Source organism: Rhizobium sp. 18055 (assembly GCF_902706285.1).
In the GTDB taxonomy this organism is placed as follows: Bacteria; Pseudomonadota; Alphaproteobacteria; order Rhizobiales; family Rhizobiaceae; genus Rhizobium.
Window position 1 is genome coordinate 133,690 of sequence record NZ_CACSKD010000007.1, and the last position, 24,263, is coordinate 157,952.

Genomic DNA, 24,263 nt, shown 5'->3' on the forward strand with positions numbered 1-24,263 from the left:
GTCAGTCGGCCGAGGGAAGCCGGCGCATGGTGAACTCGATCTGGTCATTGTCGATCTGTCTCCAGCTTTCGACTTCGGTCCAGTACGCGGCTTTCGGATATTCGTCGAACCATTCGCGTGCCTTGGCGCGGGCATCCAGAACGGCCAGGCAATAGGTCTGTCGCACGAAGCGATCATTCTTGCGCAGCGTGCCCTCGGCCCGGTGTGTCGCAATCCTTCGCTTCAAGCCGTCAAACGACGGTGATCCTGGGATCTTTGCCATATAAATCTCCCTCTGAAACCAAAAGGTAGTATCGAAATTCTCAATTTGCGAGTCGAATCTGAGGGCGCCCCAAGCCCCTCTTTTCCTGCGGTTGGCGAGAGGCCGGGCGACCTGCTATCAGGGGCAATCATCATTACGACAAGAGTCGCATCCCTGATGCGGGCATACCGGAGACGACAGACATGGAACGACCCGACCTTCCGATCGGCCTGCCCGCGGATATCGAGCAAAAGAAGGAAGCGGCACGCAGCTGGTTCGAGAGCCTGCGCGACACCATCTGCGCCTCCTTCGAAGCCATCGAGGACGAACTGACCGGTCCGCTGTCCGACCGTGAACCCGGCCGTTTCGTCGCCAAGGACTGGAGCCGTGAAAGCGGCGCAGGCGGCGGCGGGCGCATGTCGATGATGGAAGGCCGCGTTTTCGAGAAGGTCGGCGTCCACACCTCCACCGTCTACGGCGAGTTCAGCGCCGACCTGCGCGCCCAGATGCCCGGCGCCAAGGACGACCCGCGCTTCTGGGCCTCCGGCATTTCGCTGATCGCCCATCCGGTGAACCCGAACGTCCCCGCCGTGCACATGAACACCCGCATGGTCGTCACCTCCAGCCGCTGGTTCGGCGGTGGCGCCGACCTGACGCCGGTGCTCGACCGTCGCCGCACCCAGGAGGACGAGGATACGAGGCTGTTCCACAAGGCGATGGAAATCGCCTGCCGCAGCCATACCGCCGTCGCTCATTACCCCGCTTACAAGCAATGGTGCGACGAGTATTTCTTCCTGAAGCACCGCAACGAGCAACGCGGCACCGGCGGCATCTTTTACGACTGGCTGCATTCGAGCGAGGAAGCCGGCGGCTGGGACGCCGATTTCGCCTTCACTCGCGACGTCGGCCGCGCATTTTCGATGGTGTATCCACGGATCGTCCGCTCCAATTTCAATAAACAGTGGACAGAGGCTGATCGCGACGAACAATTGATTCGTCGCGGGCGATATGTCGAGTTCAACCTGCTATATGACCGAGGCACGATCTTCGGCTTGAAAACGGGCGGGAATGTCGAGTCCATTCTCTCATCACTGCCCCCTACCGTTCGCTGGCCGTAACCGGGAGGAAAGATCGGTAAAATGCGCGTGAGAGCCTTTTAAAGCAGCGGACCCGATACCAATTTATAGATGTACGCGCGTAACAATCGGAGGAGGATTGTAATGACGATACAAAGTGGAACACCAGCAGCGGCAGGTGTCCAAGACCCATCCCGCCCCATCGATACGCCAGAGCTGCTGAACAGGCTCGCCGAGGCGTTAAAAGCGAAAAGCGGCTCGGACTTGCCCCTTTCCTGCTTTGTGGAACAGGTCAAGCTTCAGCTCGCCGGCGGCAGGTCTCCCGAGGAGATGGCACGTCTGGCCGATGGCCAGGACAACCGTGCCCCCACGGATTGCTTCCGCGCCTGGGCCATGCCCGAATAATCGGAGGCTGGGCCCGGGATGAAGCGAAAGCTTCGATCGAACCGGCCGGTGCGGCGCCCGGCCGGAACCTTCTGATCGCTCGGGCATTCCCATAGACACGCCTGACGACGCCAAAATGCGCGCCGGGCGTGATGAGAAGAATCCAAGTCAGGAGGAGACGATGAGACTTTTCGAATGTGGATCGCTGGTCCCCGGATGCAGCTGGCATACACGCGCAAGCGACGACGCTGAAGTCGTCCGCCGCGCCGTGGAACACATGAAATCCGCGCATGGCGAAACCGTCATCCGCGAAAACATGGTCGATAACATCAAGGCCCGCATCCGCAACGAAGCGCACGCGGCCTGATTGTTGGATTCGGCCTGATTATTTGGTGAGACCATCGAGCCGGGCGAGCAGTGCCGCCCGGTCGGAGGAGAAGTTCTCTTCAACCCACTGATTTTCCAGCGTTGACAGCGTCTCGCCGACCTGCCGGCCCGATGGAATGCCCTTGGCCATCACATCGGTGCCATTCACAGGAAATGCCGGCTTGACCCATCTTTTTGCATGATCGAGCAGCTTGTTCAGTCGCGCCGAGCGCGCCATTTCCTTCATGTCGTCTTCCGCCTTGCCGCGTGCCACCGCCAGCGCGAGTTTTATGCGCGTGACGATACCCTCCGCACCATTCCGATAGAGCAACCGCTCGAACGCTGCAGCCGAGATCTCGTCGTTGACGGGGGCAGCATTCGCCCAAGTCTTGAAGAACGCCGCCTCGGCATTGGCGAATTTCAGCCGTTCCGCCATCGCCGCCAATCGGGCCGCATCCGGTGGCACGATCGATGCCAGCCTCAGCAGTGGATCGGGTTTCCAGCCGAGCGCCTGCTCGGTGGCGACAAGCGCCGGGATCGCATCGATGCCCCACTTTTCCGTTTCCGGCAGGATCTCGGTCAGCGTTCCCACCGTCCGCATCCACAACAGCGCCCGCCCCGGATCGTCGGCAGACAGCAACTTGCGCATCTCAGACCAAACGCGTTCGGCCGACAATGTCTGGAGCTTCGAGCGCGCCGCCGCACAGGCCCGCAACCCGTCTGCATCCGGTCGGCCGGAGCCGTAATAGGCAAAGAAGCGGAAGAACCTCAGGACGCGGAGATAATCCTCGGAAATTCGCGTCGCGGCATCGCCGATGAAGCGGATGTTGCGCTTCTCGAGATCAGCCAGCCCACCAACCAGATCGACCACCTCGCCGTGCTCGTCGACATAGAGCGCGTTGATCGTCAGGTCGCGCCGCTCGGCGTCCGTCTGCCAGTCGGTGCTGAACGCCACCTTGGCGCGGCGCCCATCGGTCTCGACATCGGCGCGCAGCGTCGTCACCTCAAACGGCTTGCGATCGATGACAAGCGTCACCGTACCATGCTCGACACCCGTCGGCACCGCCTTGATGCCGACAGCCTTTGCCCGCTCGATCACCACATCGGGCGTCAAGCTCGTCGCCACATCGATATCGCTGACATCAAGTCCCATCAGGCTGTTGCGCACGGCGCCCCCGACCACGCGGCCCTCGCCGCCATCGGCGTTGAGCAGAGCAAAGACGCGCTTCAGCGCCGGGTCGTTGAACCATGCTGCGTGAGCAAGGTTGGTCATGCGTATAGCCTTTCATAAAGCGTGCGGACGATGCCGGCGGTGATGCCCCATATCATCCGCGTTTCATAGGGCATCCGGTAGAAATGCCGGTCGAGCCCGTCGATCACCCGCTTGTCGCGGATATGATTGCCGGGCGCCATCAGGAACGACAGCGGCACTTCGAAAACATCGTCCACCTCGTCTGGATTGAGCTTGAGATCGAAGCCGCGCTGCACCACCGCCAGCACGGGCGTGATCCGAAAACCCGTCGAGGCGAGATAGACCGGCAACCGCCCGACCGTCTCGACGAAAGGACCCTTCAGCCCGATCTCCTCGTCGGCCTCGCGCATCGCCGCCTGCTCCGGCGTCTCCTCCTCGCCGTCGATCTTGCCGCCGGGAAAGGCGATCTGGCCGGAATGCTTGCGCAGCGTCGAAGTGCGCAGCGTGAAGATCACATGCGCCTCGTCGCCGTCGTCGATGACAGGCACCAGCACCGCCGCATCGCGCAGCTTGAAGGTCTCGACCTCGGCGACGATCTCCGGATTGAGGATATGGTCGCCATGATCGCGCCAGGACACGTCCACAGGGCCACCCATCTGGTGCAGTGCCCGCCGGCGGAATTCGGCGGCGGAATAGAGCGCCCGGCGATCTGGCATCCCATCGGTCATCGCGACAATGCGTCCAGCTCGCTCGCCGGCATGACAGGAAATAGCTCGCCATCGGAGCACAGGCAGAACATAGCGACGCCATCGACGTCCAAGGTCTCGCCGAGCTCCACCAGTTCGTACATCACCGCCCGCGACACCAGCGCCTCAAGACCGCCGCGCACATGCAGGTACGGCTTCAATTCCTTGTTATCCCCATGAATGACGAAGCGCAGCGGATGCGACTTGCCAGCCTCGACAACATCGCCGACATTGGTGCGGAAGGTAAGCAGTGCCTGCCCGTCCCTGACGGACGCATTCATCTCCACGGCCACGAAAGGCGCATCGACCACACGGATGCCGACTTTTTCCACAGGAGTTACGAGATATGTCTTGCCGTCATCATCCCTGCGCAGCACCGTTGAAAACAGCCGCACCAGAGGCGCCCGGCCAATCGGCGTTCCCATGTAGAACCACGTCCCGTCGGCGCGGATTTCCATGTCGATGTCGCCACAGAACGGCGGATTCCATTTTTCGACCGGCGGAAGGCCGCGTTTTCCGTCGCCGGTGTCACCAGCGGCGCGCGAAATCAATGCGGCCAGATCTGCCGCATCGGTCGTCGCCTTGATATCTTCGGCTGCCATTGTTCCGTCCCGGTTTGCACTTAACCCAAGAATGTCACGAGATAGTCATTCGAAACGAACTTGTCAGCCCGCAACATCTTCATAACTCTATCGGGTATGAGGCACACGTGTAAAAGTCCGACGATTCGCGATGAATGATATCAGCCGCTGGAGAGATGCCTGATGGGTATGATGAAGACCGAAGCCCCCCTCGATGAAAAGGCGATCGTCGCCGCCGCCGAGAAAGCGCTTGCCGATATCGCCACGATCAAGGGAGAGGTCTCCAAGGTGATCTTCGGCCAGGAGAGCGTCGTCGAGAATACGCTTCTCGCCGTTCTCTCCGGCGGCCATGCGCTGCTCGTCGGCGTCCCCGGCCTTGCCAAGACCAAGCTCGTCACCACCCTCGGCGAAGTGCTCGGCCTCGGCGCCAACCGCATCCAGTTCACCCCGGACCTGATGCCGTCGGATATTCTCGGCTCCGAAGTGATGGACCAGGACGAAAGCGGCCGCCGCTCCTTCCGCTTCGTCAAGGGCCCCGTCTTCGCCCAGCTCCTGATGGCCGACGAAATCAACCGTGCATCGCCGCGCACCCAGTCGGCGCTGCTGCAGGCGATGCAGGAGTACCACATCACCGTGGCTGGCCAGCGCTACGACCTGCCGTCACCGTTCCACGTTCTGGCTACCCAGAACCCGCTGGAGCAGGAAGGCACCTATCCGCTGCCCGAAGCCCAGCTCGACCGCTTCCTGCTGCAGGTCGATGTCCACTATCCCGAACTCGCCGCCGAACGGCAGATCCTGCTGGATACGACTGGCCTCAGCGAAACCAAGCCGCAAGCCGTGCTGAATGCCGAGCGCCTGGTCGATATCCAGACGCTGATCCGCCAGATGCCGGTCAGCGACAAGGTGGTCGATGGCATCCTCGCCCTCGTCCGCTCGGCCCGCCCCGGCCAGGGCAACGTCTCAACCGACAAGAACGTCGCCTGGGGCCCCGGCCCGCGCGCCGGCCAGGCAATGATGCTCTGCGCCCGCGCCCGCGCGCTTTACGAAGGCCGCCTCGCCCCGTCTCTGGATGATGTCTACGCACTAGCCGAACCCATCCTGCAGCACCGCATGGCGCTGACATTTGCGGCACGTGCCGAAGGCATGTCGGTCCGCGACGTCATCGCCGGGCTGGTCAAGCAGGCCAAGGGCTAACGAAACAGATTAGGGAAGCCTCACGCGTGGCATCGATCGGACAGACCGTCACTCCGACCCCAGGCAGCGATGCCCTTGCACGAGCAAGGCAGCGCGCCAGCCTGTTGCCGGATTGCCTGGTGGAAGCCAAACGCATCGCCAACACCGTGATTGCCGGCTGGCACGGTCGCCGCAAGCGCGGCATCGGCGAGAATTTCTGGCAGTTCCGGCCCTATAGCGAGGGCGAAAGCCTGTCGCGCATCGACTGGCGCCGCTCCGCCCGCGACGATCATACCTATATCCGCGACCGCGAATGGGAGGCCGCCCACACCATCTGGCTCTGGGCCGACATGTCGCCGTCGATGATGTTCAAATCGAGCTTCGGCAGCGTTTCCAAGGAAAGCCGGGCGCTGGTGATCATGCTGGCGCTGGCCGAAATCCTTGCCCGCTCCGGCGAACGCGTTGGCTGCCCCGGCGTCATGGAGCCGATCTCCGCCCGCAATGCCGCCGAACGGCTGGCCGTCGCACTGATGCACGCGCCGCTGACAGGCGGCCTGCCCGACACCTCGATGATCCGCGGCTGGAGCGATCTGGTGCTGATCGGCGATTTCCTCGATGACGCGCAAGCCGTCATGTCACGCATCGGCCCATTGGCCCGGCGCGGCATGCGCGGCCACGTGATCGAGGTCGCAGATCCCGCCGAAGAGCTGTTCCCCTATAGCGGCCGAACCGAATTCACCGACCCGGAGACAGGTGCCAAGCTCACCTCCGGCCGCGCCGAAAACATCCGCGAGGCCTACGCCCGCGCCTATCTCGACCGTCGCGATGCGCTTGGCCAGAGCCTGCGCCATCTCGGCTGGACCTTCGTCAGTCACCGCACCGATCACCTCGCCTCCGAGGCGCTGGTCGCCGTCCACATGCATCTGTCCGGCATGCCGGGCAAGGCCACCCATGGAGGCCAGCTGTGAACGCCCTACCTTTCGCCTTCGCCTACCCCGCCATCCTCGGCGCGCTGGTCGCGCTGCCGGTCATCTGGTGGCTGCTGCGCCTCACCCCGCCACGCCCGAAGACCGAAGTCTTCCCGCCGCTGCGCATCCTCGCCACCGTGCTGAAGCGCGAGGAGACCCCGTCGCAAAGCCCCTGGTGGCTGACGCTGCTGCGCATGCTGCTTGCCGCCGCCGTCATCCTCGCCATCGCCGACCCGGTGTTCAACCCGCGCACCAGCTCGATCGCATCGGGTGGCCCGCTGGTCCTCTTCGTCGATAACGGCTGGGCGACAGCACCCGACTGGGAACGTCGCGTCCAGACCGCAGACGCCCTGATCGACGACGCCGATGCCGCAGGCACCCCCGTCGCCATCGCCTTCACCGCAGACTCGACCAACGATGCCGTCGCCGGCACCGCCGCCGTCGCCCGCGAAAAACTCCGCGCCGCCGAGCCGCAGCCGCTGGTGCCTGATCGCCAGCGCGCCTTCGAAGCCCTGCGCGCCGCACTGAATGGCGCCCACCCCGGCACCCTCGCCTTCCTCACCGATGGTGCAGCCTCCAGGGACAACGACGCCACCGTCCGCCAGCTTTCCGATTTGCTGCCGGCGCAGCTGCGGCTGATCTCAGGCGACGCCACGCAGACCGTCGCCATCACCGCCGCCAACAACGCCGCGGATTCGATGACCGTCACCGCCACACGCCTCGACGGCGCGCTTGCCGCAACCCTGCCGCTGACGGCGCAGGACGCGCAGGGCCGCGCCATTGCCGCGGGCTCGGTGTCATTCCAACCCGGCCAGTCGGTCGCCACAGGCTCGATTGCCGCCCCCTTCGAGATGCGCAACGATTTCGCCCGCGTCAGCGTCGACAACCATGCCACCGCAGGCGCCGTCCACCTGCTCGACGACGGCTTCAAGCGCCGCCGCGTCGTGCTTTTGTCGGGCGAGGCCAGCGACAGCTTCCAGCCGCTGCTGTCGCCGCTCTATTACATCCAGCGCGCGCTTCAGCCCTACGCCGACCTGATCGAGCCGAACGCCCCCGACCTCGCCACCTCGATCCCCGATCTTCTGGCGCAAAATCCTTCCGTCATCGTCATGGCCGACATCGGCCGCCTGCCGCAGGAGACCTATGAGCCGCTGCAGCGCTGGATCAACAATGGCGGCACGCTGATTCGCTTTGCCGGTCCGCGCCTTGCCGCTGCCCCCGCCGACGATCCGCTGGTGCCGGTGACGCTCCGCCAGGGCGAACGCTCGCTCGGCGGCGCGCTCTCCTGGGCCGAGCCCCAGCAACTGGCCGAGTTCCCGAATTTCGGCCCCTTTGCCGGCATGCCGCGCCCGACCGATGTCACCATCAAGCGCCAGGTGCTGGCCGAACCAACCCCCGACCTTGCTGAACGCACCTGGGCCAGCCTTGCCGACGGCACGCCGCTGGTGACGATGAAGCCGATGAATGCCGGCCGCATCGTCCTCTTCCACGTCAGCGCCGAGGCCACATGGTCCGACCTGCCGATATCAGGCAATTTCGTCGAGATGCTCCGCCGCCTCGTGCAGCTGTCGCGCTCCGGCGGCGTCACCTCCGAATCCGGCGCCACCACGGCCGAGGCTCTTCCCCCCTTCCGCCTGCTGACGGCCAAGGGCGCCTTGACCACCGAGACCGGCGCTGCCCGGCCGCTGATCCCCAACGCCAAGGCCACCCCGGTCGCCGGCTTCGAAAATCCACCGGGCCTCTACGGCTCCGAGGAAGGGTTCACCGCCTTGAACGTCCTGCCCGCAAACACCGAACTGAAGCCGATCGACGCCTCTGGCGTGACACTGGTGCGCGAAGGGCTGATCGGCGGCGAGACATGGTCGGCCAAGCCGTCGCTGTTCCTGCTGGCCTTTCTGCTGCTGTTGGCGGACAGCCTGATCGTGATGTTCATGGGCGGCGCCTTCTCGCGCCTGCGCCCCGCCGCCCGCACCGCGGCACTCATCGCCGTCGCCCTTAGCGCCGCCTTCCTCGTCCAGCCCGGCCAGTCGCGCGCCGACGACAGCAAGCCCGGCGACGACCAGATCTTCCAGCGCCTCGACAACACCCACCTCGCCTATGTCGTCACCGGCGAGCCGGAGGTCGATCGCATCTCCGAGCGTGGCCTTGAGGGCCTGACCGAATTCCTCACCTTCCGCACCACGCTGGAGCCGGGCAAGCCCGTTGGCCTCGACCTCACCAAGGACGAGCTCGCCTTCTACCCGATCATCTACTGGCCCGTTTCGGCCACCGCACCGATGCCATCCGCCGCATCGATCAACCGCATCGACGCCTACATGCGCTCCGGCGGCACCGTGCTGTTCGATACCCGCGACCAGTTCAGCTCGCTCGACCTCGGTGGCAGCGCCAGCAGCGCCAATGGCGAACGGCTGCAGCAGATCCTCGCCAATCTCGACATTCCGCCGCTCGAACCGGTCCCCTCCGACCACGTGCTGACCAAGTCCTTCTACCTGCTCTCCAGCTTCCCCGGCCGCTATGCCGGCAGCCCGCTGTGGATCGAGGCACGGCAGGACAATCGCTCGACCAACGCCAAGTCGGCGGCGACTGCCGACGGCGTTTCGCCGATCCTGATCACAGGCAATGATTTCGCCGGCGCATGGGCCGTGGACGAGACCGGCACGCCTCTGCTGCCGACCGTCCCGCCCGACGAAGCCCAGCGCGAATACGCCTATCGCAGCGGCGTCAACATCATGATGTACATGCTCACCGGCAACTACAAGACCGACCAGGTCCACATCCCCGCGCTTCTCGAACGGCTGGGACAGTGACATGACGGTTGATTTCGCACCCTTCATTCCCTGGCCGCTGCTTGCCGGCCTGACGGTTCTCGTGCTGGCCATTGCAGCGCTCGCCATCTTCCGCGGCGTGCGTGGCGCTTGGGTCCGCAGCATCGCGGCGCTGGCGCTTCTGGCGGCGCTTGCCAACCCGCTGCTGATGCAGGAGGACCGCGAGCAGCTCTCGACCATCGTCCCCGTCATCGTCGATCGCAGCCAGAGCCAGCAGACGCCCGAGCGCATCAAGATGACCGACGAGGCCTTGGCCGCGCTCAAGGATCGTCTTGCCCGCTTCCCGAATGTCGAGCCGCGCTATGTCGATGCCACCGAGCCAGAGGATTCCGACGCCCCCTCGACGCGCCTGTTCAACGCGCTCTCGGCCGCCGTCGCCGACGTTCCGCCCGCCCGCATCGGCGGCGCCATCATGCTTACCGACGGCCAGGTCCACGACGTTCCCGGCGTCAACCAGGCGCTCGGCTTCGACGCCCCGATCCACGGCTTGATCACCGGCAAGGCCAAGGAATTCGACCGCCGCATCGAGGTCATCAAGGCGCCGCGCTTCGGCATCGTCAACGAGGAGCAGCAGCTGGTGCTGCGCGTCTTCGACGACGGCCCGAGCCCAGGCGGCACCGCAGACGTCACCGTCAAGCTGAACGGCAACGAGATCGCCACGCTGCAGGCCACCCCCGGCCAGGACACGCCCTTCTCCTTCAAGGTCGAGCGCGGCGGCAGCAACGTGCTGGAATTTTCGGTCGCAACCCTGCCCGGCGAAGTCACCCAGGCCAACAATCGCGCCGTCCACGTCATCGACGGCATCCGCGAGAACCTGCGCGTGCTGCTGGTCTCCGGCGAGCCGCATGCCGGCGAGCGCGCCTGGCGCAACCTGCTGAAATCCGACGCCTCCGTCGATCTCGTCCACTTCACCATCCTGCGTCCGCCGGAAAAGCAGGACGGCACGCCGATCAACGAGCTGTCGCTGATCGCCTTCCCGACCCGCGAGCTTTTCGTCGACAAGATCAAGGATTTCGACCTGATCATCTTCGACCGCTACCAGCACCGCGGCGTCCTGCCGATCCTCTATTACGATTACATCGCCCAGTATGTCGAAAACGGCGGTGCGCTCTTGATTGCCGCCGGCCCCGAACATGCCGGCCAGGACTCGATCGCGCTGACGCCGCTGTCATCCGTCCTGCCCGCCGCCCCCACCGGCCAGATGATCGAGAAGGCCTTCTATCCGCGCCTCTCCGACGAGGGCAAGAAACACCCGGTCACCCGCGGCCTCGACGGCTCCGCCGACGAGCCGCCCCATTGGGGCCGCTGGTTCCGCAGCGTCGGCGTCGAGCCGCCGCAGGGCGAGACCGTCATGGTCGGCGCCGACAACAATCCGCTCTTGGTGCTGAACCGCGCCGGACAGGGCCGCGTCGCCATGCTGCTCTCCGATCAGGGCTGGCTCTGGGCTCGCGGCTTCGAAGGCGGCGGGCCGCACGTCTCGCTTTATCGCCGCGTCGCCCACTGGCTGATGAAGGAACCGGCGCTCGAGGAAGAGGCGCTCACCGCCCGCGCCTCCGGCCGCACGCTCGAAATCACCCGCCAGACCATCGGCGACAATCCCGGCAACGCCACCGTGCGCTACCCCTCCGGCAAGACCGAAACGCTGCCGCTGACCCAATCCGAGCCCGGTCTCTACAAGGCCGACAAGCGCATGGACGAGATCGGCCTGTTCGAGATCCGTAATGGCGACATGACCACACTGGTTCACGTCGGCGCCGTCGATGCGCCGGAGTTCAAGGCGATGATCTCGACACCGGATGCGCTGAAGCCGATCACCGACAAGACCAGGGGTCTGGTCACCCGGGTATCGGATGCCGACGGCGCCATCACCATCCCGCCGATCCTGCCGGTGCGTGGCCAGATCCGCGTTGCCGACAACGACCGCATGCAGATCCGCCTGACGAACGAGACGGTGCTGAAGGGAATCAACACCCTGCCGCTGTTCGCAGGCTTCGCCGGCGTCGGCATCCTGCTGCTCGCCTTCGGCGCCATGTGGTGGCGCGAGGGGCGGTAGGCGGTTCGAGACAGGTCGGCCGAGGCTTAACGGAAACTCGGGATTCTGCTATCCGCTAGAACGAGCCGCGCAATCTCTGCGCGGCCGTTTCGAGCGCAGCTGATGACCAACCCCAACACAACCAGACCCAAGACGTCCAAGCCGAAGCCCAAACACGCAGCATTGAAGGTCACCACGGTCCTGTCGAAGAAGGACCGCAAGGCAATCGCCGACAAGCTGATCGCCTACAACATCGCCACCTTCGGTCCCAGCGGCCGCCAGTCCGTGGCGATCCGCCTGCGCGACGCCGACGGCAACATCTCAGGCGGATTGACCGGCTACACCGCCCGCGGCTGGCTCTATATTGAAATGCTGTTTGTGCCCGACGAAATGCGTGGTCAGGGGATGGCCGGAAAGTTGCTGCAACTCGCTGAAGGCGAGGCCCGTGCCCGCGGCTGCATCGGCGCCTATATCGATACCATGAACCCGCAGGCGCTGCGTGCCTATATCCGCCAGGGGTTTACCCCGGTCGGCTCGCTCAAGGATTTCTCCGGCGATCATTCCATGACATGGCTGGAGAAGCGTTTTTGACGCCATGCTCCCGGGCACCTCTGCACCCGCGACAGCAATCGATCAGACCGGAAGATCAGGCGATCGACACCTGCCGCGTCTCCGAGTCGATCACAACGGCCGCAATCGCGGCAATCACCAGGAACCCCGCAAACAACCCGATCGCCACGCCCAGCCCTTCGGACACCACCAGCGCCATCAGCGATGGCGCGACAAGCCCGCCGAGCCGCGCCATGGCGCCGGCTGTCCCCATGCCGGTGGCGCGCACCGAGGTTGGGTAGAGCTCCGGCGTATAGGCGTACAGCGCGCCCCATGTACCAAGCAGCGCAAAGCTCATGATCAGCAGCGACGCGCCGACCATCATATCGCTGGTCGAGACGACGAATAGCAGGCACCCCAACGCCGAAAGCAGGCAGAACCCCACCAGCGTCGGCTTGCGCCCCCACGCTTCGACCCCGTAGGCCGCCAGCACATAGCCCGGCACCTGCGCCAGCGCCACGAACACCAGGAAGCCATAGCCGCGCACGAAGCCGAAGCCGTCGCCGGCAAGCTTTGCCGGCATCCAGGTGAAGACGCCGTAATAGGACACCGAAACAAGAAACCAGATCGCCAGGATCAGCAGGCTACGGCGGCGAAGCCCACCGGAAAACAGCCCCTCGGATACGCCCTGCGGTGCGGACACCAGTTCCTCCTCGAAACCGAGCGCCGGCTTGCCGTTGGTCGCCAGCACCCGGTTGACCGTCGTCTTCGCCTCTTCCAACCGGCCGCTGCGCAGCAGATAGAGCGGCGATTCCGGCACGAAGAAGCGCAGCCCCAACCCCAGAAGCGCCGGGATCGCCGTCACCGCGAAAATATAACGCCATGAATCCTGCACACCGGCAACGCTCGCAGCCCAGGCGGCAAGTGCCACGATCAGCGTCCCGATCGCCCAGAACCCTTCGAGCGCCACCAGCCAGCGACCCCGGCTCTTCGCCGGCAGGAACTCCGCCATCATCGCATAGTCGACAGGCAAGGTGCCGCCGACGGCGATACCGGTCAGAAACCGGAGCACCAGCAGCACCGCAAAGCTCGGTGCGAAGATCGACAGCACGCCAAAGACGGCATCGCAGGCAACCGTCAGGATCAGCACGCGCCGCCGCCCGACCTTGTCGGCCAGCCGGCCGAAGCCGTAGGCGCCGATCAGCATACCGAGGAAGAACAGTGTGCCCGTCTGCAGCGCCTGCGGCACCGTCAGCCCGAAGGTGGCCGCGATCGAAGCCGCGGTGAAGCCGACGGCCAGCACCTGCATGGCGTCGGCTGTCCAGACGAGACCGAAAATCCCCAGAAGCCTGCGCTGAAAGGCGCCGGTTCCGGCCCGATCCAGAGCCTCGTCGATTGAAATACGAGCCATGCCTACTTCCCCTCAAGCCTCTGAAAGATCACGCAAAGCGCAGGAAACTGCAGAGATTCAGTAAAGCAAGCAGCCTATTTGCGCCAGCCGATTGTGCCCTTCAGCCGGGCGTGCGTCTCGTCCCCGAGTGGCACGACCAGAACCCGACCGGGATCAACGGGACCGGGAAAGGTCAGCGCGTTGTAGGCGACCTTCTCGAAGCCGAGCGGGCCATAGTAGGGCGGATCGCCGACGAGGATGATGGCCTCGGACCCCTTGCGCCGGGCAGCCTCCACCGCAATCCGCACCAACTCGCGGCCGATACCGCGGTTCTTGTGCGACGGGCGCACGGCCAGCGGCCCGAGCAGATGGCCGGGAACGCCGCCAGCCATCACAGGCGTCATCCTGACCGATGCGATCGTCTCGCCATCATCGGCGCAGATGAAGGACAGCGACAGGTCGTGCGGCCCCTGCTCGCGAATGCGGGCAGCGGCACGTGTATGCCGGCCGGGGCCGAATGCTTCTTCGTTGATGTGTTCGATTGCAGCGTCGTGCGACGCGTCCTCAGTGAGATAAACCAGATCGTGCTTGTGCATGATGAGACAGAAACCGGATAGACAGAGTGATGGGTTCGCGAGCGCGCCTTCAGGCGTTCGTGAGCATCAGCGTCGTCGCAGGTTTCTGGGTGCAAACATCAAATCGGGTTCCTGAAATCGTGAAAAGGCCGATAGCAGGAAAAAATTCCGTCGTCCAACAGAAAAATAATGCCGCGAAAACGTTGTGACGCACTGTTCAATCTTTGCCACACTGCAAAACGCCGCCGACTGCGATATCTACAGTTCCAACGAAAGAATTGAAGGATCAACACGATGGGTATGCTGGTTGATGGCGTCTGGCAGGACGTCTGGTACGACACCAAGGAAACCAAGGGCCATTTCAAGCGCGCCGCCTCGCAGTTCCGCAACTGGATCACGGCCGACGGCAGTGCCGGCCCAACGGGCAGCGGCGGCTTCAAGGCCGAGGCCGGCCGCTATCACCTCTACGTCTCGCTGGCCTGCCCCTGGGCGCACCGCACGCTGATCTTCCGCAAGCTGAAGAAGCTCGAAGAGCTGATCTCGGTCTCGGTCGTCGATCCGCTGATGCTGGAAAAGGGCTGGGAGTTCAAGGTCGGCGGTGGCGCCACCGGCGACCTGCTGTTCGGCACCAAGGCGCTCTCCGACATCTATGTGAAGGCCGATCCGCATTATTCCGGCCGTGTCACCGTACCGGTTCTCTGGGACACAAAGACCAACACCATCGTCAGCAACGAATCTTCCGAAATCATCCGGATGTTCAATACCGCCTTCAACGGCCTGACGGGGTCCACCGCCGATTTCTATCCGGAGGAGCTGCGTACCGACATCGACGACCTCAACGCCGTGATCTACGACACCGTCAACAACGGCGTCTACAAGGCCGGCTTCGCAACGGCCCAGGATGCCTATTCGCAAAGCGTCGCCAAGCTGTTCGAAACGCTGGATATGCTGGAAGAGCGCCTCGGCAAGGACCGCTATCTCTTCGGTAGCAGGGTAACGGAAGCCGACTGGCGGCTGTTCACGACGCTGGTGCGCTTCGACCCGGTCTATGTCGGCCACTTCAAGTGCAACATCCGCCGCATCGCCGACTATCCGAACCTGCAGGCCTATTTGCGCGATCTCTACCAGGTGCCGGGGATCAAGGAGACCGTCAGCATCGCGCACATCAAGGATCACTATTATCGCAGCCACAAGACCATCAATCCGACCGGCATCGTGCCCGATGGTCCGCTGCTCGATCTCGATCGCCCGCATGGCCGCGGCGAACGCGCGGCAGCCTGATAACGCAGCCATTGGCGTGAAAGCGGCAAGCCCTACCAGAAATGATCGGGCTGCCGCTCTCCGGAAAGCTCGGCAAGCCGGCGGTGCGTTGCCGCCGTCGTGCCCTCGGGAAGCGCGTCGGGTGCAAAGAAGCCGCATTCGACGATCTCGCGATCCGGCAACCGCGGCGCCGTCTGTTCGACGGTGACGCGATAGAACACCACGTGATCGCGGCGGCTGGCGGAGGTATTGAAATAGACCTGGAACAGTTCAGGCACCCCGATAACCTTCAGATTGCCTTCCTCGTGCAGTTCCTTGATCAGCCCTTCTTCGGCGGTTTCGTTGCGCTCCAGCCCGCCGCCCGGCATATGCCAGCCGGGCACGTAGCTGTGCCGCACCAGGAAAACGCGCCCCTCTGCATCGAAGCAGGCAGCACGCACGCCCATCGTCATCCCGCGCGCCAGCGCGAAGTAGATATGCACCACGCGCATCAGCATGCGCGACTGCCAGTGGCGGATTTCCTTCAAGCTTCTTCCAATTCCATCAATCCGTTCAAGCAGATGTGCGACGAGATATGTTTGAATTAATGCCGTCGTGAGCTATGTGTGCACCCATGTTCAAGCTCGCGCACATTTCAGACGTCCATCTCGGTCCGCTGCCCCATCTTTCGTTCCGCGAACTGTTTTCCAAGCGTATTACCGGCTTTGTGAACTGGCATCGAAATCGGCGCAAGCACCTTTTCGGCGGCACGCTGGATCTGCTGCTCGACGACATCCGCGACAAACAGCCGGATCACCTGGCAATAACAGGCGATCTCGTGAACCTCGCCAGCGGCATCGAGATCCGCGCCGCGGCAAGCTGGCTGCGCGAATTCGGCGATCCCGCCAACACGTCGGTGGTACCAGGCAATCACGACGCTTATGTGCCCGGAGCCTATGAAAAATCGATGCGCGCCTGGTACGACAACGTCCACGGCGATCTCGCTCCTGCCGAATGGCAGGAAGGCAAGCACATCTTCCCGTATCTGCGCGTGCGCGGCAAAGTCGCGATCATCGGTTGCTCGACGGCCGTCGCCACGCCCCCCTTTGCCGCCAGCGGCTTCTTCGGCGAACGGCAGGCCCGCGAGACCGTCAACATGCTGCGCGCCGCCGGCGAAGCCGGCCTCTTCCGTGTCGTGATGATCCACCATCCGCCGATCCGCGGTGCCACGTCCTTCCACAAGCGGATGATCGGCATCCGCCGCTTCGCCGCCGTCATCTCCACCGGCGGCGCCGAGCTCGTGCTGCATGGCCACACCCATCTCAACACCGTCCACTGGCTGCGTGGCCAGACCGGTCCCGTACCAGTCGTCGGCATCGCCTCCGGCTCGCAGGGCCCCGGTGGTTCCAAGCCCGCGGCCGCCTACAACCTCTTCAGCATCGACGGTTCGCCGGGCGCATGGAGCCTCAAGGGCGAACGCTTCAGCCTCAGCCCGTCAGGCGATGACATCAATCCGGAAAGCGTCGATATTTTCAGGCTTTAGCCCCGTTTGCGGAATCAGTTGGGCGACACGTTGATTCATTGCGCGAAGACACCAGAAAACCCGAAAACTTGCGCCGCGCCCCCTTGGTATTTCTCAATCTAGGCGTACACTTCGTATATTAGCGCTTTTTTCATGGAGTTGCCGCATGCGATCCACGCCTCCTCCGTTTCGCAGTCTGGCCCTGGCCGGCTGTCTCGCCCTCGCCTTTGCTGCCCCCGCCTTTGCCGCCGGTGATGAGAGCGACGAAACCAAGCCGCCGCCGAAGACCGAGACCACCACCAAATGCGCCGACGGCAAGATGTGGGACAAGACCAAGAAGGAATGCGTCAAGCCGAAGAAGAGCAGCTTCAACGACGACGACCTCTACAAGGCCGCCCGTGAATTCTCCTATGCCGGCCAGTATGACAATGCCATCACGGTTCTGCGCCTCGCCGACAACCAGAACGATCCCCGCATCCTCAACTATCTCGGCTACGCAAACCGCAAGGCGGGCCGGATGGATCTCGGAATGTCCTATTACCGCAAGGCCCTGCAGGCCGACGAGAACTATATTCTGGCGCGGTCATACATGGGACAAGCTTTGATGGAACAGGGTGATGTTCAGGCAGCACGCGTCCAGCTGGTCGAGATCCGCGACCGCGGCGGCGAAGACAGCTGGGCCTACCGCTCGCTGCTTCAATCCCTGAATGGCTACCGGACCTATTGAGAGAGATAGGTCCGCCCGAAAAAAGCTTTGGGAACCCGTGAGATAAGTGGCGTCCTGCTTGCGCAGCAACGGCTAATTGTTTCATAAAGGACACAGAGACGATCAAAATCGCATTCGGCCGGATACCGCTTCCCGATACCAGCCAATCACCTTGGAAACACCATGCGTCAACCCGTGACGAGCATCGATATCAGACGTGACCTAGTGGGTCTTCTGCCCCGGTTGCGCCGGTTCGCGATGACTCTCGCGGGCGATTCAGCCGGTGCCGACGAACTGGTCCAGGCAGCCTGTCAGCGTGCGATTGCCAGAAGCAATCAATGGCAGGGAGAAGGCCGGCTCGACAGCTGGGTCTACACGCTGCTGCGCCAGCAATGGGCCGAGGACAACCGCAAGCGCAAGCCGCACGCGGGCCAGCGCACCAACGTCACGGACATCCGAAACGCCGTGCGCGACCGGTCCACGGTGATGGACTCCGATGCCATCCACCAGATGATCGCGCAGATGCCGGACGGCATTGCCAGCGCCTTCCTGCTGGTGGTCATCGAGGGCCATTCCTACCAGCAATCCGCCGATGTCATGGGCGTCGCCCCCACCCTCATAGTCTCGCAGCTGGCACAGGCAAGGATGCACTTCGCCAGCCTCGCGGACGACTATAGCAACAGGTACTGATTTGCTCGATTTCAAGAAACTGCCGCTCGATGCCCAGCTGACCGCCCTCCTCGACGGCGAGGCAACGCCGGAGCAAAAGCACGAGCTCGAACAGCGGCTGGCAACGGATGACGGTGCGAGGCGGATCTACGACAAACTGCGCCACGGCACCGATTTCGGCAAGCGCCGGCTCGACGACATCCTGAAGGAACCGGTTCCATTGGCGCTGGTGCGCGCAATCAAGAGCGTACAGCCACCAAAGGCACCTGTCGCACCGCGGCTGTCGCGCCAGTCCCTGAAGCTGACGCCATCGGGACCACAGGCATTCGCGGCCGCCGTCTTCCTCTTCATCGCCGGCTGCGGCATCGGCTATCTCGTATCCGAAAGCCACAATGCGACGCTCGCCACCCAAGCGGCAGACGCGGCATCAGCGGCCAATGCCAATGACTGGCTGGGTGACATCCTTTCCATCCAGCGGCTGCTCGCCCGCCAGCCGCGCCACATCGTCGAGGTGCCGGCTTCGCAGGCAGAAGAGATATCCACCTGGCTGACAACATCGGTCGGCGTCGCCTTCCGTGTGCCCGATCTCGTCTCCGACGGCTGGACCTTCCAGGGTGCGCGCGTCGTGCTGGCCAACGGCCGTCCGGTCGGGCAACTGATCTACACCAGCGCCGATGGCGATCTGGCGACCATTGCCTTCCGCAAGGACAACCAGCCCGAGGATACCGAGGATTTCAAGGAAACGATCCGCGACGAGATCGGTCTGGTCACCTGGCACAATGCCGGAACCTCCTATGTGCTGGTCGGCCCCTCGTCGGAAGCCTCGCTCAGCCAATTGGCGATGGAGATCGCCACCGCGATCTGACCCGGCGACCACGATACTCGAAATCAGCAAAAAAGCAGGCGCCGCAACCGACGCCTGCTTTTGTCATTCAAACGATCAGGCCTTGTCAGCCTTCATGTCGAGCACGCGGTTGGCAGCCGAAACGATTGCCTCCAGCGACGCACCGACGATATTGGTGCTGATGCCGGCGCCAAAAATCTTGCCGCCGGGATAAGCCGTCTCGACATAGGAGATGGCGGCCGCATTCGAGCCATGCTGCAGCGAATGCTCGGAATAATCCTGCACCGACATCTCGATGCCGAGATAAGACGACAGCGCATTGATGAAGCCGTCGATCGGGCCGTTGCCCCGGCCCTCGATCTGCTTGGTCACACCATTGTCGGTGATCTCGGCGGCAACGACGCGAACGCCCTTGTGCTCGGGATCGGCAAAGGTGTGGTGATCGACGAACTTGATGCGGCCCTTCGGCTGCGTCACGTAGCGTTCGATGAAATGCTCGTAGATCCGCTTCGACGGCAATTCCTTGCCCTCTTCGTCGGTGATCCGCTGAATTTCCTCGCGATATTCGACCTGCAGGTTGCGCGGCAGGTTCAGCCCGTAATCCTGCTGCAGGATGTAGGCGATGCCGCCCTTGCCGGACTGCGAGTTGATGCGGATGATCGCCTCATAGGAACGCCCCACATCCTGCGGATCGATCGGCAGGTAAGGCACCTCCCAGACCGGATGGTTGGCGACCTTGATCGCCTTCATGCCCTTGTTGATCGCATCCTGATGCGAGCCGGAGAAGGCGGTATAGACCAGCTCGCCGACGTAAGGATGGCGATCGCCGATCGGCATCTGGTTCGAATATTCGAACACGTCCTTCATCCGCTCGATATCAGAGCAATCGAGCTTCGGATCGACACCCTGCGTGAACATGTTCAGCGCCATGGTGACGACATCGACATTGCCGGTGCGCTCGCCATTGCCGAACAGCGTGCCTTCGACGCGGTCGGCGCCGGCCAGCAAGGCCAGTTCGGCGGCGGCAATCCCGGTGCCGCGGTCATTGTGCGGATGCAGCGAGATGATCAGGTTCTCGCGATTGTCGAGATTGCGGCACATCCACTCGATCTGGTCGGCATAGACGTTCGGCGTCGCCATCTCGACGGTCGACGGCAGGTTGATGATCAGCTTGTTGTCGGGCGTCGGCTTCATCTCGGCAATGACGGCGTTGCAGATTTCCAGCGCCACATCCAGCTCTGTGCCGGTAAAGCTCTCAGGCGAATATTCGAAGCGATAACCGCCGCCCGCCTTGGCAGCCATGTCGGAGATCATCTTGGCGGCATCGACGGCAATCTGCTTGATGCCCTGCACGTCCTTGGCAAACACCACGCGGCGCTGCAATTCGCTGGTCGAATTATAAAAATGCACGATCGGACGGTTGGCGCCTTCGAGCGCTTCGAAGGTACGGGTGATCAACTCGGGGCGGCACTGCACCAGAACCTGCAGCGACACGTCGTCAGGCACATTGCCCTGCTCGACGCACCAGCGCGCGAAGTCGAAATCGGTCTGCGAAGCCGACGGGAAGCCGATCTCGATTTCCTTGAAACCCATGTCGAGCAGCAACTGGAACATCCGCGCCTTGCGGTCGTGACCCATCGGGTCGACCAGGGCCTGGTTGCCGTCGCGCAGGTCGACCGAACACCAGATCGGCGCGGTGGTCAGCGTCTTTGTCGGCCATGTGCGATCGGGAATGTTGACCTGCGGATAAGCGCGATATTTCATCGCTGCATCAGGCATGCCGTGGGAGCGGGTCTTCGTGTCCATGTCTTCTCTTCCTATTCCCGTCATCTAGCCGCGTCATAGCGCATGGCCTGCCTGTTGGCGATGACGAATCCGGTGCAAAGTGTCCGGTTATCGATTTTTGGGATTAGTCGAGAGGAGCTATGGCCGGGCGGGCTTTGGGCCGCCGGGCGCTCCTCAACGGACCCGGCAACCGCGTGTAAGGCCGAGAAGAAGAAGCGATGTCAGGGCGCGCGTATTGTCACGGAGCGCGATGCGCCCGCGTGCAATCTGCTCAGAAATCATGATGCCCGTGTTCTTCATGCCAGCGTGTATAGCCGCAGCGCAGAAAACTGGCAAGTCCCCGTCTATTTTTTCCTCAATTGCACGAAACGCGACAGCGCCATCATCAGCCCGCCCGCCAGCAAGCCCCAGAACGCACCCGAGATTCCGCCGAACGACACACCCGAGGCCGTCACCAGAAACGTGATCGCCGCCGCCTCGCGCGATTCGGGCGCCTGGAACGCCGCCATCGCCGAGCCGGAGAAGGCACCGACCAGCGCCAGACCGGCCACCGCCTGGATCAGGATCGGCGGCGCCAGCGCCACCGAGGCGGTCACCGCACCGGCAAGCGGCCCGAGGATGAGGTAGCAGATGCCGCAGACCAGCACTGCCCAGTAGCGCCGCTTCGGATCGGGATGGGCGTCGGGCCCGGCGCACATCGCCGCAGTGATCGCCGCCAGATTGACGGCATGGCCGCCGAACGGCGCCGACAGCAGCGAGAAGAAGCCGGTGGAGGCAAACAGCGGCCCCGGTCTGGTCTGATAGCCATTGACCTTCATCACCGCGATGCCCGGAATATTCTGCGACGCCATGGTGACGATGAACAGCGGCAGCGCGATCGAGATGAAGGCTGGAAGATTAAACACCGGCATGACGAACTCGACCGTCGGCACCAGCGACTGCTTCACCGTTGCCAGTGCCCCGACAGGGACATCGACGCCGACCACCACCACCAGCACGAAGGCCGCCAGTGCAGCCGGCACCGCCCACAACCGTTTGAAGGCACCAACGACGATCCAGGCGAGCACGATCGGCAGTCCGAGCAGCGGATTGAACCCGATCGCCTTCACCGGCGCAAAGCAGAGCCCGATCAACACCCCCGCCAGCATCGCATTGGCGAGCGGCGCCGGGATGGCGGCAACAGCCCGCCCCAGCGGCTTGAACAGGCCGGCGATGACGATCAGCAGCGCGCAGACGATAAACGCCCCGACCGCCGCATTGAACCCGCCCTCGACCACCCCGGTGCTGGCCAGCAGCGCGCCGCCCGGTGTCGACCACGCCATGCTGACCGGCAGCCGCGTCGTGGCGCTCAGCACGATGGCGCAAAGCCCGAGCGAAATCGACAGCGCCATCAGCCCGGACGCAGCCTGCGCCTCGGTGGCACCAACCGCCTGCAGGCCATGCAAGACCACGGCGAAGGAACTGGCGAAACCGACGAAAGCGGTGAGAACGCCCATGAACAGGGCCTGGACGGAAAAGTCTTTGAGCATGGATGCACTCTGGCGACGAGAAAGGCTGCATGGAGCCGTATCGTAAAGCCGGCCGCAAGGCCAGATGACGCGCTATCTGGCCTTCCAGAGAGATGGCAGGGCCGTGGTCCACAAACAAAAAAAGCGCCCTCGCCTGCCATCCGGCAGACAAGGGCGCCTTCATCTCATGCGATCAGATATCGCTCTGCGACGTCACGATGCGCGAAACCAGACCGTAGGTCTTGGCTTCTTCTGCAGAGAGCCAATAGTCGCGGTCGGTGTCGGCTGCGATCTTCTCGTAGGTCTGGCCGGTTGCGGCTGCCATGATCTTGTTCAGGCGCTCGTTCATCTTGATGATTTCACGCGCCTGGATCTCGATATCAGACGCCATGCCGCGCGTACCGCCGGAGGGCTGGTGCAGCAGGAAGCGGGTGTTCGGCAGGCAAAGGCGACGTTCCTTCGGTGCTGCGACGAAAATCAGCGCACCTGCGGAAGCCACCCAGCCGGTCCCGATCATCCAGACCTTCGGCTTGATGAACTTGATCATGTCATGGATCGAATCGCCCGACTCGACGTGACCGCCTGGCGAGTTGACGTAGATGCGGATGTCGTCATCGCTGGCTGCGGCAAGTGCCACCAGCTGCGAGCAGACCTTCTGCGCCAGTTCCTGGTTGATCGGTCCATAAATGAAGATGGAACGCGACTTGAAAAGGTTCGCCTCCGTTTCCTTGCCGAGCGGCAGTTCCTTCGTCTTGTCGTCCTGGTCTTCGTCGTTCATTCGAACCTCTCTCACGTAAATTCGGGTTCCCCGCACATAGTGCGACTCAATGCGTAAAACAATGCGAGAAAAAGACAAGCCACGGAACGGGTGAAGATATGGTTAGGGGTCCCGGACTTACTGACATGGACTTACTGACACGGACTTACTGAAATGTAACTTTGCCAGGCTTTGAAAAGTCTCAATCCGTTCCTACGTCATTCACACGGCAGATGCCCTGCACAATCCACGCATGCAATCCCGGCATGCATTCAAGGAGACAGCCCATGTCACCCGAAGAACGCCAGCTCCTGACCTCCCTGTTCGACCGTGTCCGCACCGCAGCCGCCACCCCGCGCGACCGCGATGCCGAGACGCTGGTCGATCAGAGCACCCGCGAACAGCCCTACGCCGCCTATTATCTGGCCCAGGCCGTCATCGTTCAGGAAAAGGGTCTGGAGGCCGCAGCCAGCCACATCAAGGATCTCGAAGCGCGCGTCCACCAGCTCGAGGCCGAACAGAGCGACAATCACAAGGCCGAACAGGGCGGCGGCTTCCTCTCTTCGATCTTCGGCAGCAGCCAGCCACCGCAGCCGCCGCAACCGTCCCCGCCCTCTTCCGGCAACAATGCCGGCCCCTGGGGCGCAGCACCGCGCCAGCAGATCCAGCAGAACCAGGGTTTCGATACCGCCCCGCGCGCCATGCAGCAGCAGCAGCCATCCGGCCCGTGGAGCCAGCAGGCCTCGGCACCATCGGCCGGCGGCAGCTTCCTCCAGGGCGCACTTGGAACCGCGGCCGGTGTTGCCGGCGGCATGCTGCTTGCCAATTCGCTGAGCGGCATCTTCGGCAACCACATGTCGTCGCTCGGCCTCGGTTCGGGCGCCACGCCGGCCAGCGCGCCGACGGAGGAAACCGTCATCAACAACTATTACAACAATGACGGCGACAAGCAGCAGGCAGACAATGACGCTGGCAAAGACGCAGGCAACAACCAGCAGGTCGCCGACAATAACGACAACACCAACGACGACGCCGGTCTGCAGCAGGCGGACTACGACAACAGCGATGACGGCTTCGATGACCAGCCGGATTTCGGCAACGACGACAGCTTCAACGCCTGATGCCGACAGCCAAC

Annotated in this window: 24 protein-coding genes; 14 read left to right on the forward strand and 10 right to left on the reverse strand. The window is 63.4% G+C overall.

What is annotated here, in order from left to right:
• Position 1: 1 nt before the first annotated feature.
• Positions 2-262 (reverse strand): hypothetical protein, encoded by a 261-nt coding sequence (locus tag GVL52_RS14410; RefSeq protein ID WP_160008211.1) that lies wholly within the window; start codon positions 260-262, stop codon positions 2-4.
• 182 nt (positions 263-444) lie between these two features.
• Here GVL52_RS14410 and hemF point away from each other — a divergent pair, with 182 nt between their 5' ends.
• The 3 genes from hemF (at position 445) to GVL52_RS14425 (ending at position 2,068) form a co-directional block, all read left to right on the forward strand.
• Positions 445-1,359: an oxygen-dependent coproporphyrinogen oxidase gene (gene hemF / locus GVL52_RS14415; RefSeq protein WP_160008213.1), complete on the forward strand. Its 915-nt coding sequence runs from the start codon at positions 445-447 to the stop codon at positions 1,357-1,359.
• Positions 1,360-1,461: 102 nt separating this feature from the next.
• Positions 1,462-1,722, forward strand: a complete 261-nt coding sequence (locus tag GVL52_RS14420) for a hypothetical protein (protein WP_160008215.1) — start codon at positions 1,462-1,464, stop codon at positions 1,720-1,722.
• Between the two features lie 160 nt (positions 1,723-1,882).
• On the forward strand, positions 1,883-2,068 hold the full coding sequence (locus GVL52_RS14425) for a DUF1059 domain-containing protein (protein WP_160008217.1): 186 nt from the start codon (positions 1,883-1,885) through the stop codon (positions 2,066-2,068).
• An 18-nt stretch (positions 2,069-2,086) separates the two neighbouring features.
• Here the strand turns inward: GVL52_RS14425 and GVL52_RS14430 are convergent, their stop codons facing one another.
• Genes GVL52_RS14430 through GVL52_RS14440 form a run of 3 tightly spaced genes read right to left on the reverse strand, consistent with a single transcriptional unit; the run spans position 2,087 to position 4,607 of the window.
• Positions 2,087-3,340, reverse strand: a complete 1,254-nt coding sequence (locus tag GVL52_RS14430; RefSeq protein WP_160008219.1) for a CCA tRNA nucleotidyltransferase — start codon at positions 3,338-3,340, stop codon at positions 2,087-2,089.
• The gene (locus tag GVL52_RS14435; RefSeq protein WP_160008221.1) at positions 3,337-3,987 is read right to left on the reverse strand and encodes a CoA pyrophosphatase; all 651 of its coding nucleotides are present in this window, start codon (positions 3,985-3,987) and stop codon (positions 3,337-3,339) included. Before GVL52_RS14435 ends, GVL52_RS14430 begins: the two co-directional genes overlap by 4 nt.
• A complete protein-coding gene (locus GVL52_RS14440; protein WP_160008223.1) occupies positions 3,984-4,607 on the reverse strand; it encodes a DUF1285 domain-containing protein in 624 nt (207 codons plus the stop codon). Before GVL52_RS14440 ends, GVL52_RS14435 begins: the two co-directional genes overlap by 4 nt.
• Before the next feature lie 162 nt (positions 4,608-4,769).
• On the opposite strand from GVL52_RS14440, the gene GVL52_RS14445 reads away from it, so the two are divergent.
• From GVL52_RS14445 to GVL52_RS14465, 5 genes are all read left to right on the forward strand, one after another.
• The gene (locus tag GVL52_RS14445; RefSeq protein WP_160008225.1) at positions 4,770-5,780 is read left to right on the forward strand and encodes a MoxR family ATPase; all 1,011 of its coding nucleotides are present in this window, start codon (positions 4,770-4,772) and stop codon (positions 5,778-5,780) included.
• Positions 5,781-5,806: 26 nt separating this feature from the next.
• The gene (locus tag GVL52_RS14450; RefSeq protein WP_160008227.1) at positions 5,807-6,727 is read left to right on the forward strand and encodes a DUF58 domain-containing protein; all 921 of its coding nucleotides are present in this window, start codon (positions 5,807-5,809) and stop codon (positions 6,725-6,727) included.
• A complete protein-coding gene (locus GVL52_RS14455; protein WP_160008229.1) occupies positions 6,724-9,534 on the forward strand; it encodes a DUF4159 domain-containing protein in 2,811 nt (936 codons plus the stop codon). Before GVL52_RS14450 ends, GVL52_RS14455 begins: the two co-directional genes overlap by 4 nt.
• 1 nt (position 9,535) lies before the next feature.
• Positions 9,536-11,605: a hypothetical protein gene (locus GVL52_RS14460; protein WP_160008231.1), complete on the forward strand. Its 2,070-nt coding sequence runs from the start codon at positions 9,536-9,538 to the stop codon at positions 11,603-11,605.
• A 102-nt stretch (positions 11,606-11,707) separates the two neighbouring features.
• The gene (locus GVL52_RS14465) at positions 11,708-12,175 is read left to right on the forward strand and encodes an N-acetyltransferase (protein WP_160008233.1); all 468 of its coding nucleotides are present in this window, start codon (positions 11,708-11,710) and stop codon (positions 12,173-12,175) included.
• Positions 12,176-12,230: 55 nt separating this feature from the next.
• On the opposite strand, the gene GVL52_RS14470 is transcribed toward GVL52_RS14465, so the two are convergent.
• Positions 12,231-13,544, reverse strand: coding sequence for an MFS transporter (locus tag GVL52_RS14470; RefSeq protein ID WP_160008235.1), 1,314 nt, complete (start codon positions 13,542-13,544; stop codon positions 12,231-12,233).
• 74 nt (positions 13,545-13,618) lie between these two features.
• Entirely contained in the window at positions 13,619-14,119 is a 501-nt protein-coding gene (locus GVL52_RS14475; RefSeq protein WP_160008237.1) for a GNAT family N-acetyltransferase, read from the reverse strand.
• A 273-nt stretch (positions 14,120-14,392) separates the two neighbouring features.
• Here GVL52_RS14475 and GVL52_RS14480 point away from each other — a divergent pair, with 273 nt between their 5' ends.
• Positions 14,393-15,379 (forward strand): glutathione S-transferase family protein, encoded by a 987-nt coding sequence (locus GVL52_RS14480; RefSeq protein ID WP_160008239.1) that lies wholly within the window; start codon positions 14,393-14,395, stop codon positions 15,377-15,379.
• Between the two features lie 32 nt (positions 15,380-15,411).
• Here GVL52_RS14480 and GVL52_RS14485 read toward each other — a convergent pair whose 3' ends face one another.
• Positions 15,412-15,855, reverse strand: a complete 444-nt coding sequence (locus GVL52_RS14485) for an NUDIX domain-containing protein (protein WP_160008503.1) — start codon at positions 15,853-15,855, stop codon at positions 15,412-15,414.
• A 116-nt stretch (positions 15,856-15,971) separates the two neighbouring features.
• On the opposite strand from GVL52_RS14485, the gene GVL52_RS14490 reads away from it, so the two are divergent.
• From GVL52_RS14490 to GVL52_RS14505, 4 genes are all read left to right on the forward strand, one after another.
• Positions 15,972-16,880: a metallophosphoesterase gene (locus GVL52_RS14490; protein ID WP_160008241.1), complete on the forward strand. Its 909-nt coding sequence runs from the start codon at positions 15,972-15,974 to the stop codon at positions 16,878-16,880.
• 145 nt (positions 16,881-17,025) lie between these two features.
• Positions 17,026-17,586: a M48 family metallopeptidase gene (locus GVL52_RS14495; protein ID WP_160008243.1), complete on the forward strand. Its 561-nt coding sequence runs from the start codon at positions 17,026-17,028 to the stop codon at positions 17,584-17,586.
• Positions 17,587-17,748: 162 nt separating this feature from the next.
• Entirely contained in the window at positions 17,749-18,255 is a 507-nt protein-coding gene (locus GVL52_RS14500) for a sigma-70 family RNA polymerase sigma factor (protein WP_160008245.1), read from the forward strand.
• A 1-nt stretch (position 18,256) separates the two neighbouring features.
• Positions 18,257-19,099 (forward strand): anti-sigma factor, encoded by an 843-nt coding sequence (locus tag GVL52_RS14505; RefSeq protein ID WP_160008247.1) that lies wholly within the window; start codon positions 18,257-18,259, stop codon positions 19,097-19,099.
• Between the two features lie 75 nt (positions 19,100-19,174).
• On the opposite strand, the gene leuA is transcribed toward GVL52_RS14505, so the two are convergent.
• From leuA to GVL52_RS14520, 3 genes are all read right to left on the reverse strand, one after another.
• A complete protein-coding gene (leuA, locus tag GVL52_RS14510) occupies positions 19,175-20,884 on the reverse strand; it encodes a 2-isopropylmalate synthase (RefSeq protein WP_160008249.1) in 1,710 nt (569 codons plus the stop codon).
• A 323-nt stretch (positions 20,885-21,207) separates the two neighbouring features.
• Positions 21,208-22,392 (reverse strand): benzoate/H(+) symporter BenE family transporter, encoded by a 1,185-nt coding sequence (locus GVL52_RS14515; protein ID WP_160008251.1) that lies wholly within the window; start codon positions 22,390-22,392, stop codon positions 21,208-21,210.
• A gap of 172 nt (positions 22,393-22,564) precedes the next feature.
• Positions 22,565-23,149, reverse strand: a complete 585-nt coding sequence (locus GVL52_RS14520) for an ATP-dependent Clp protease proteolytic subunit (RefSeq protein WP_160008253.1) — start codon at positions 23,147-23,149, stop codon at positions 22,565-22,567.
• A gap of 266 nt (positions 23,150-23,415) precedes the next feature.
• Here GVL52_RS14520 and GVL52_RS14525 point away from each other — a divergent pair, with 266 nt between their 5' ends.
• On the forward strand, positions 23,416-24,249 hold the full coding sequence (locus GVL52_RS14525) for a DUF2076 domain-containing protein (protein ID WP_160008255.1): 834 nt from the start codon (positions 23,416-23,418) through the stop codon (positions 24,247-24,249).
• Positions 24,250-24,263: the final 14 nt, after the last annotated feature.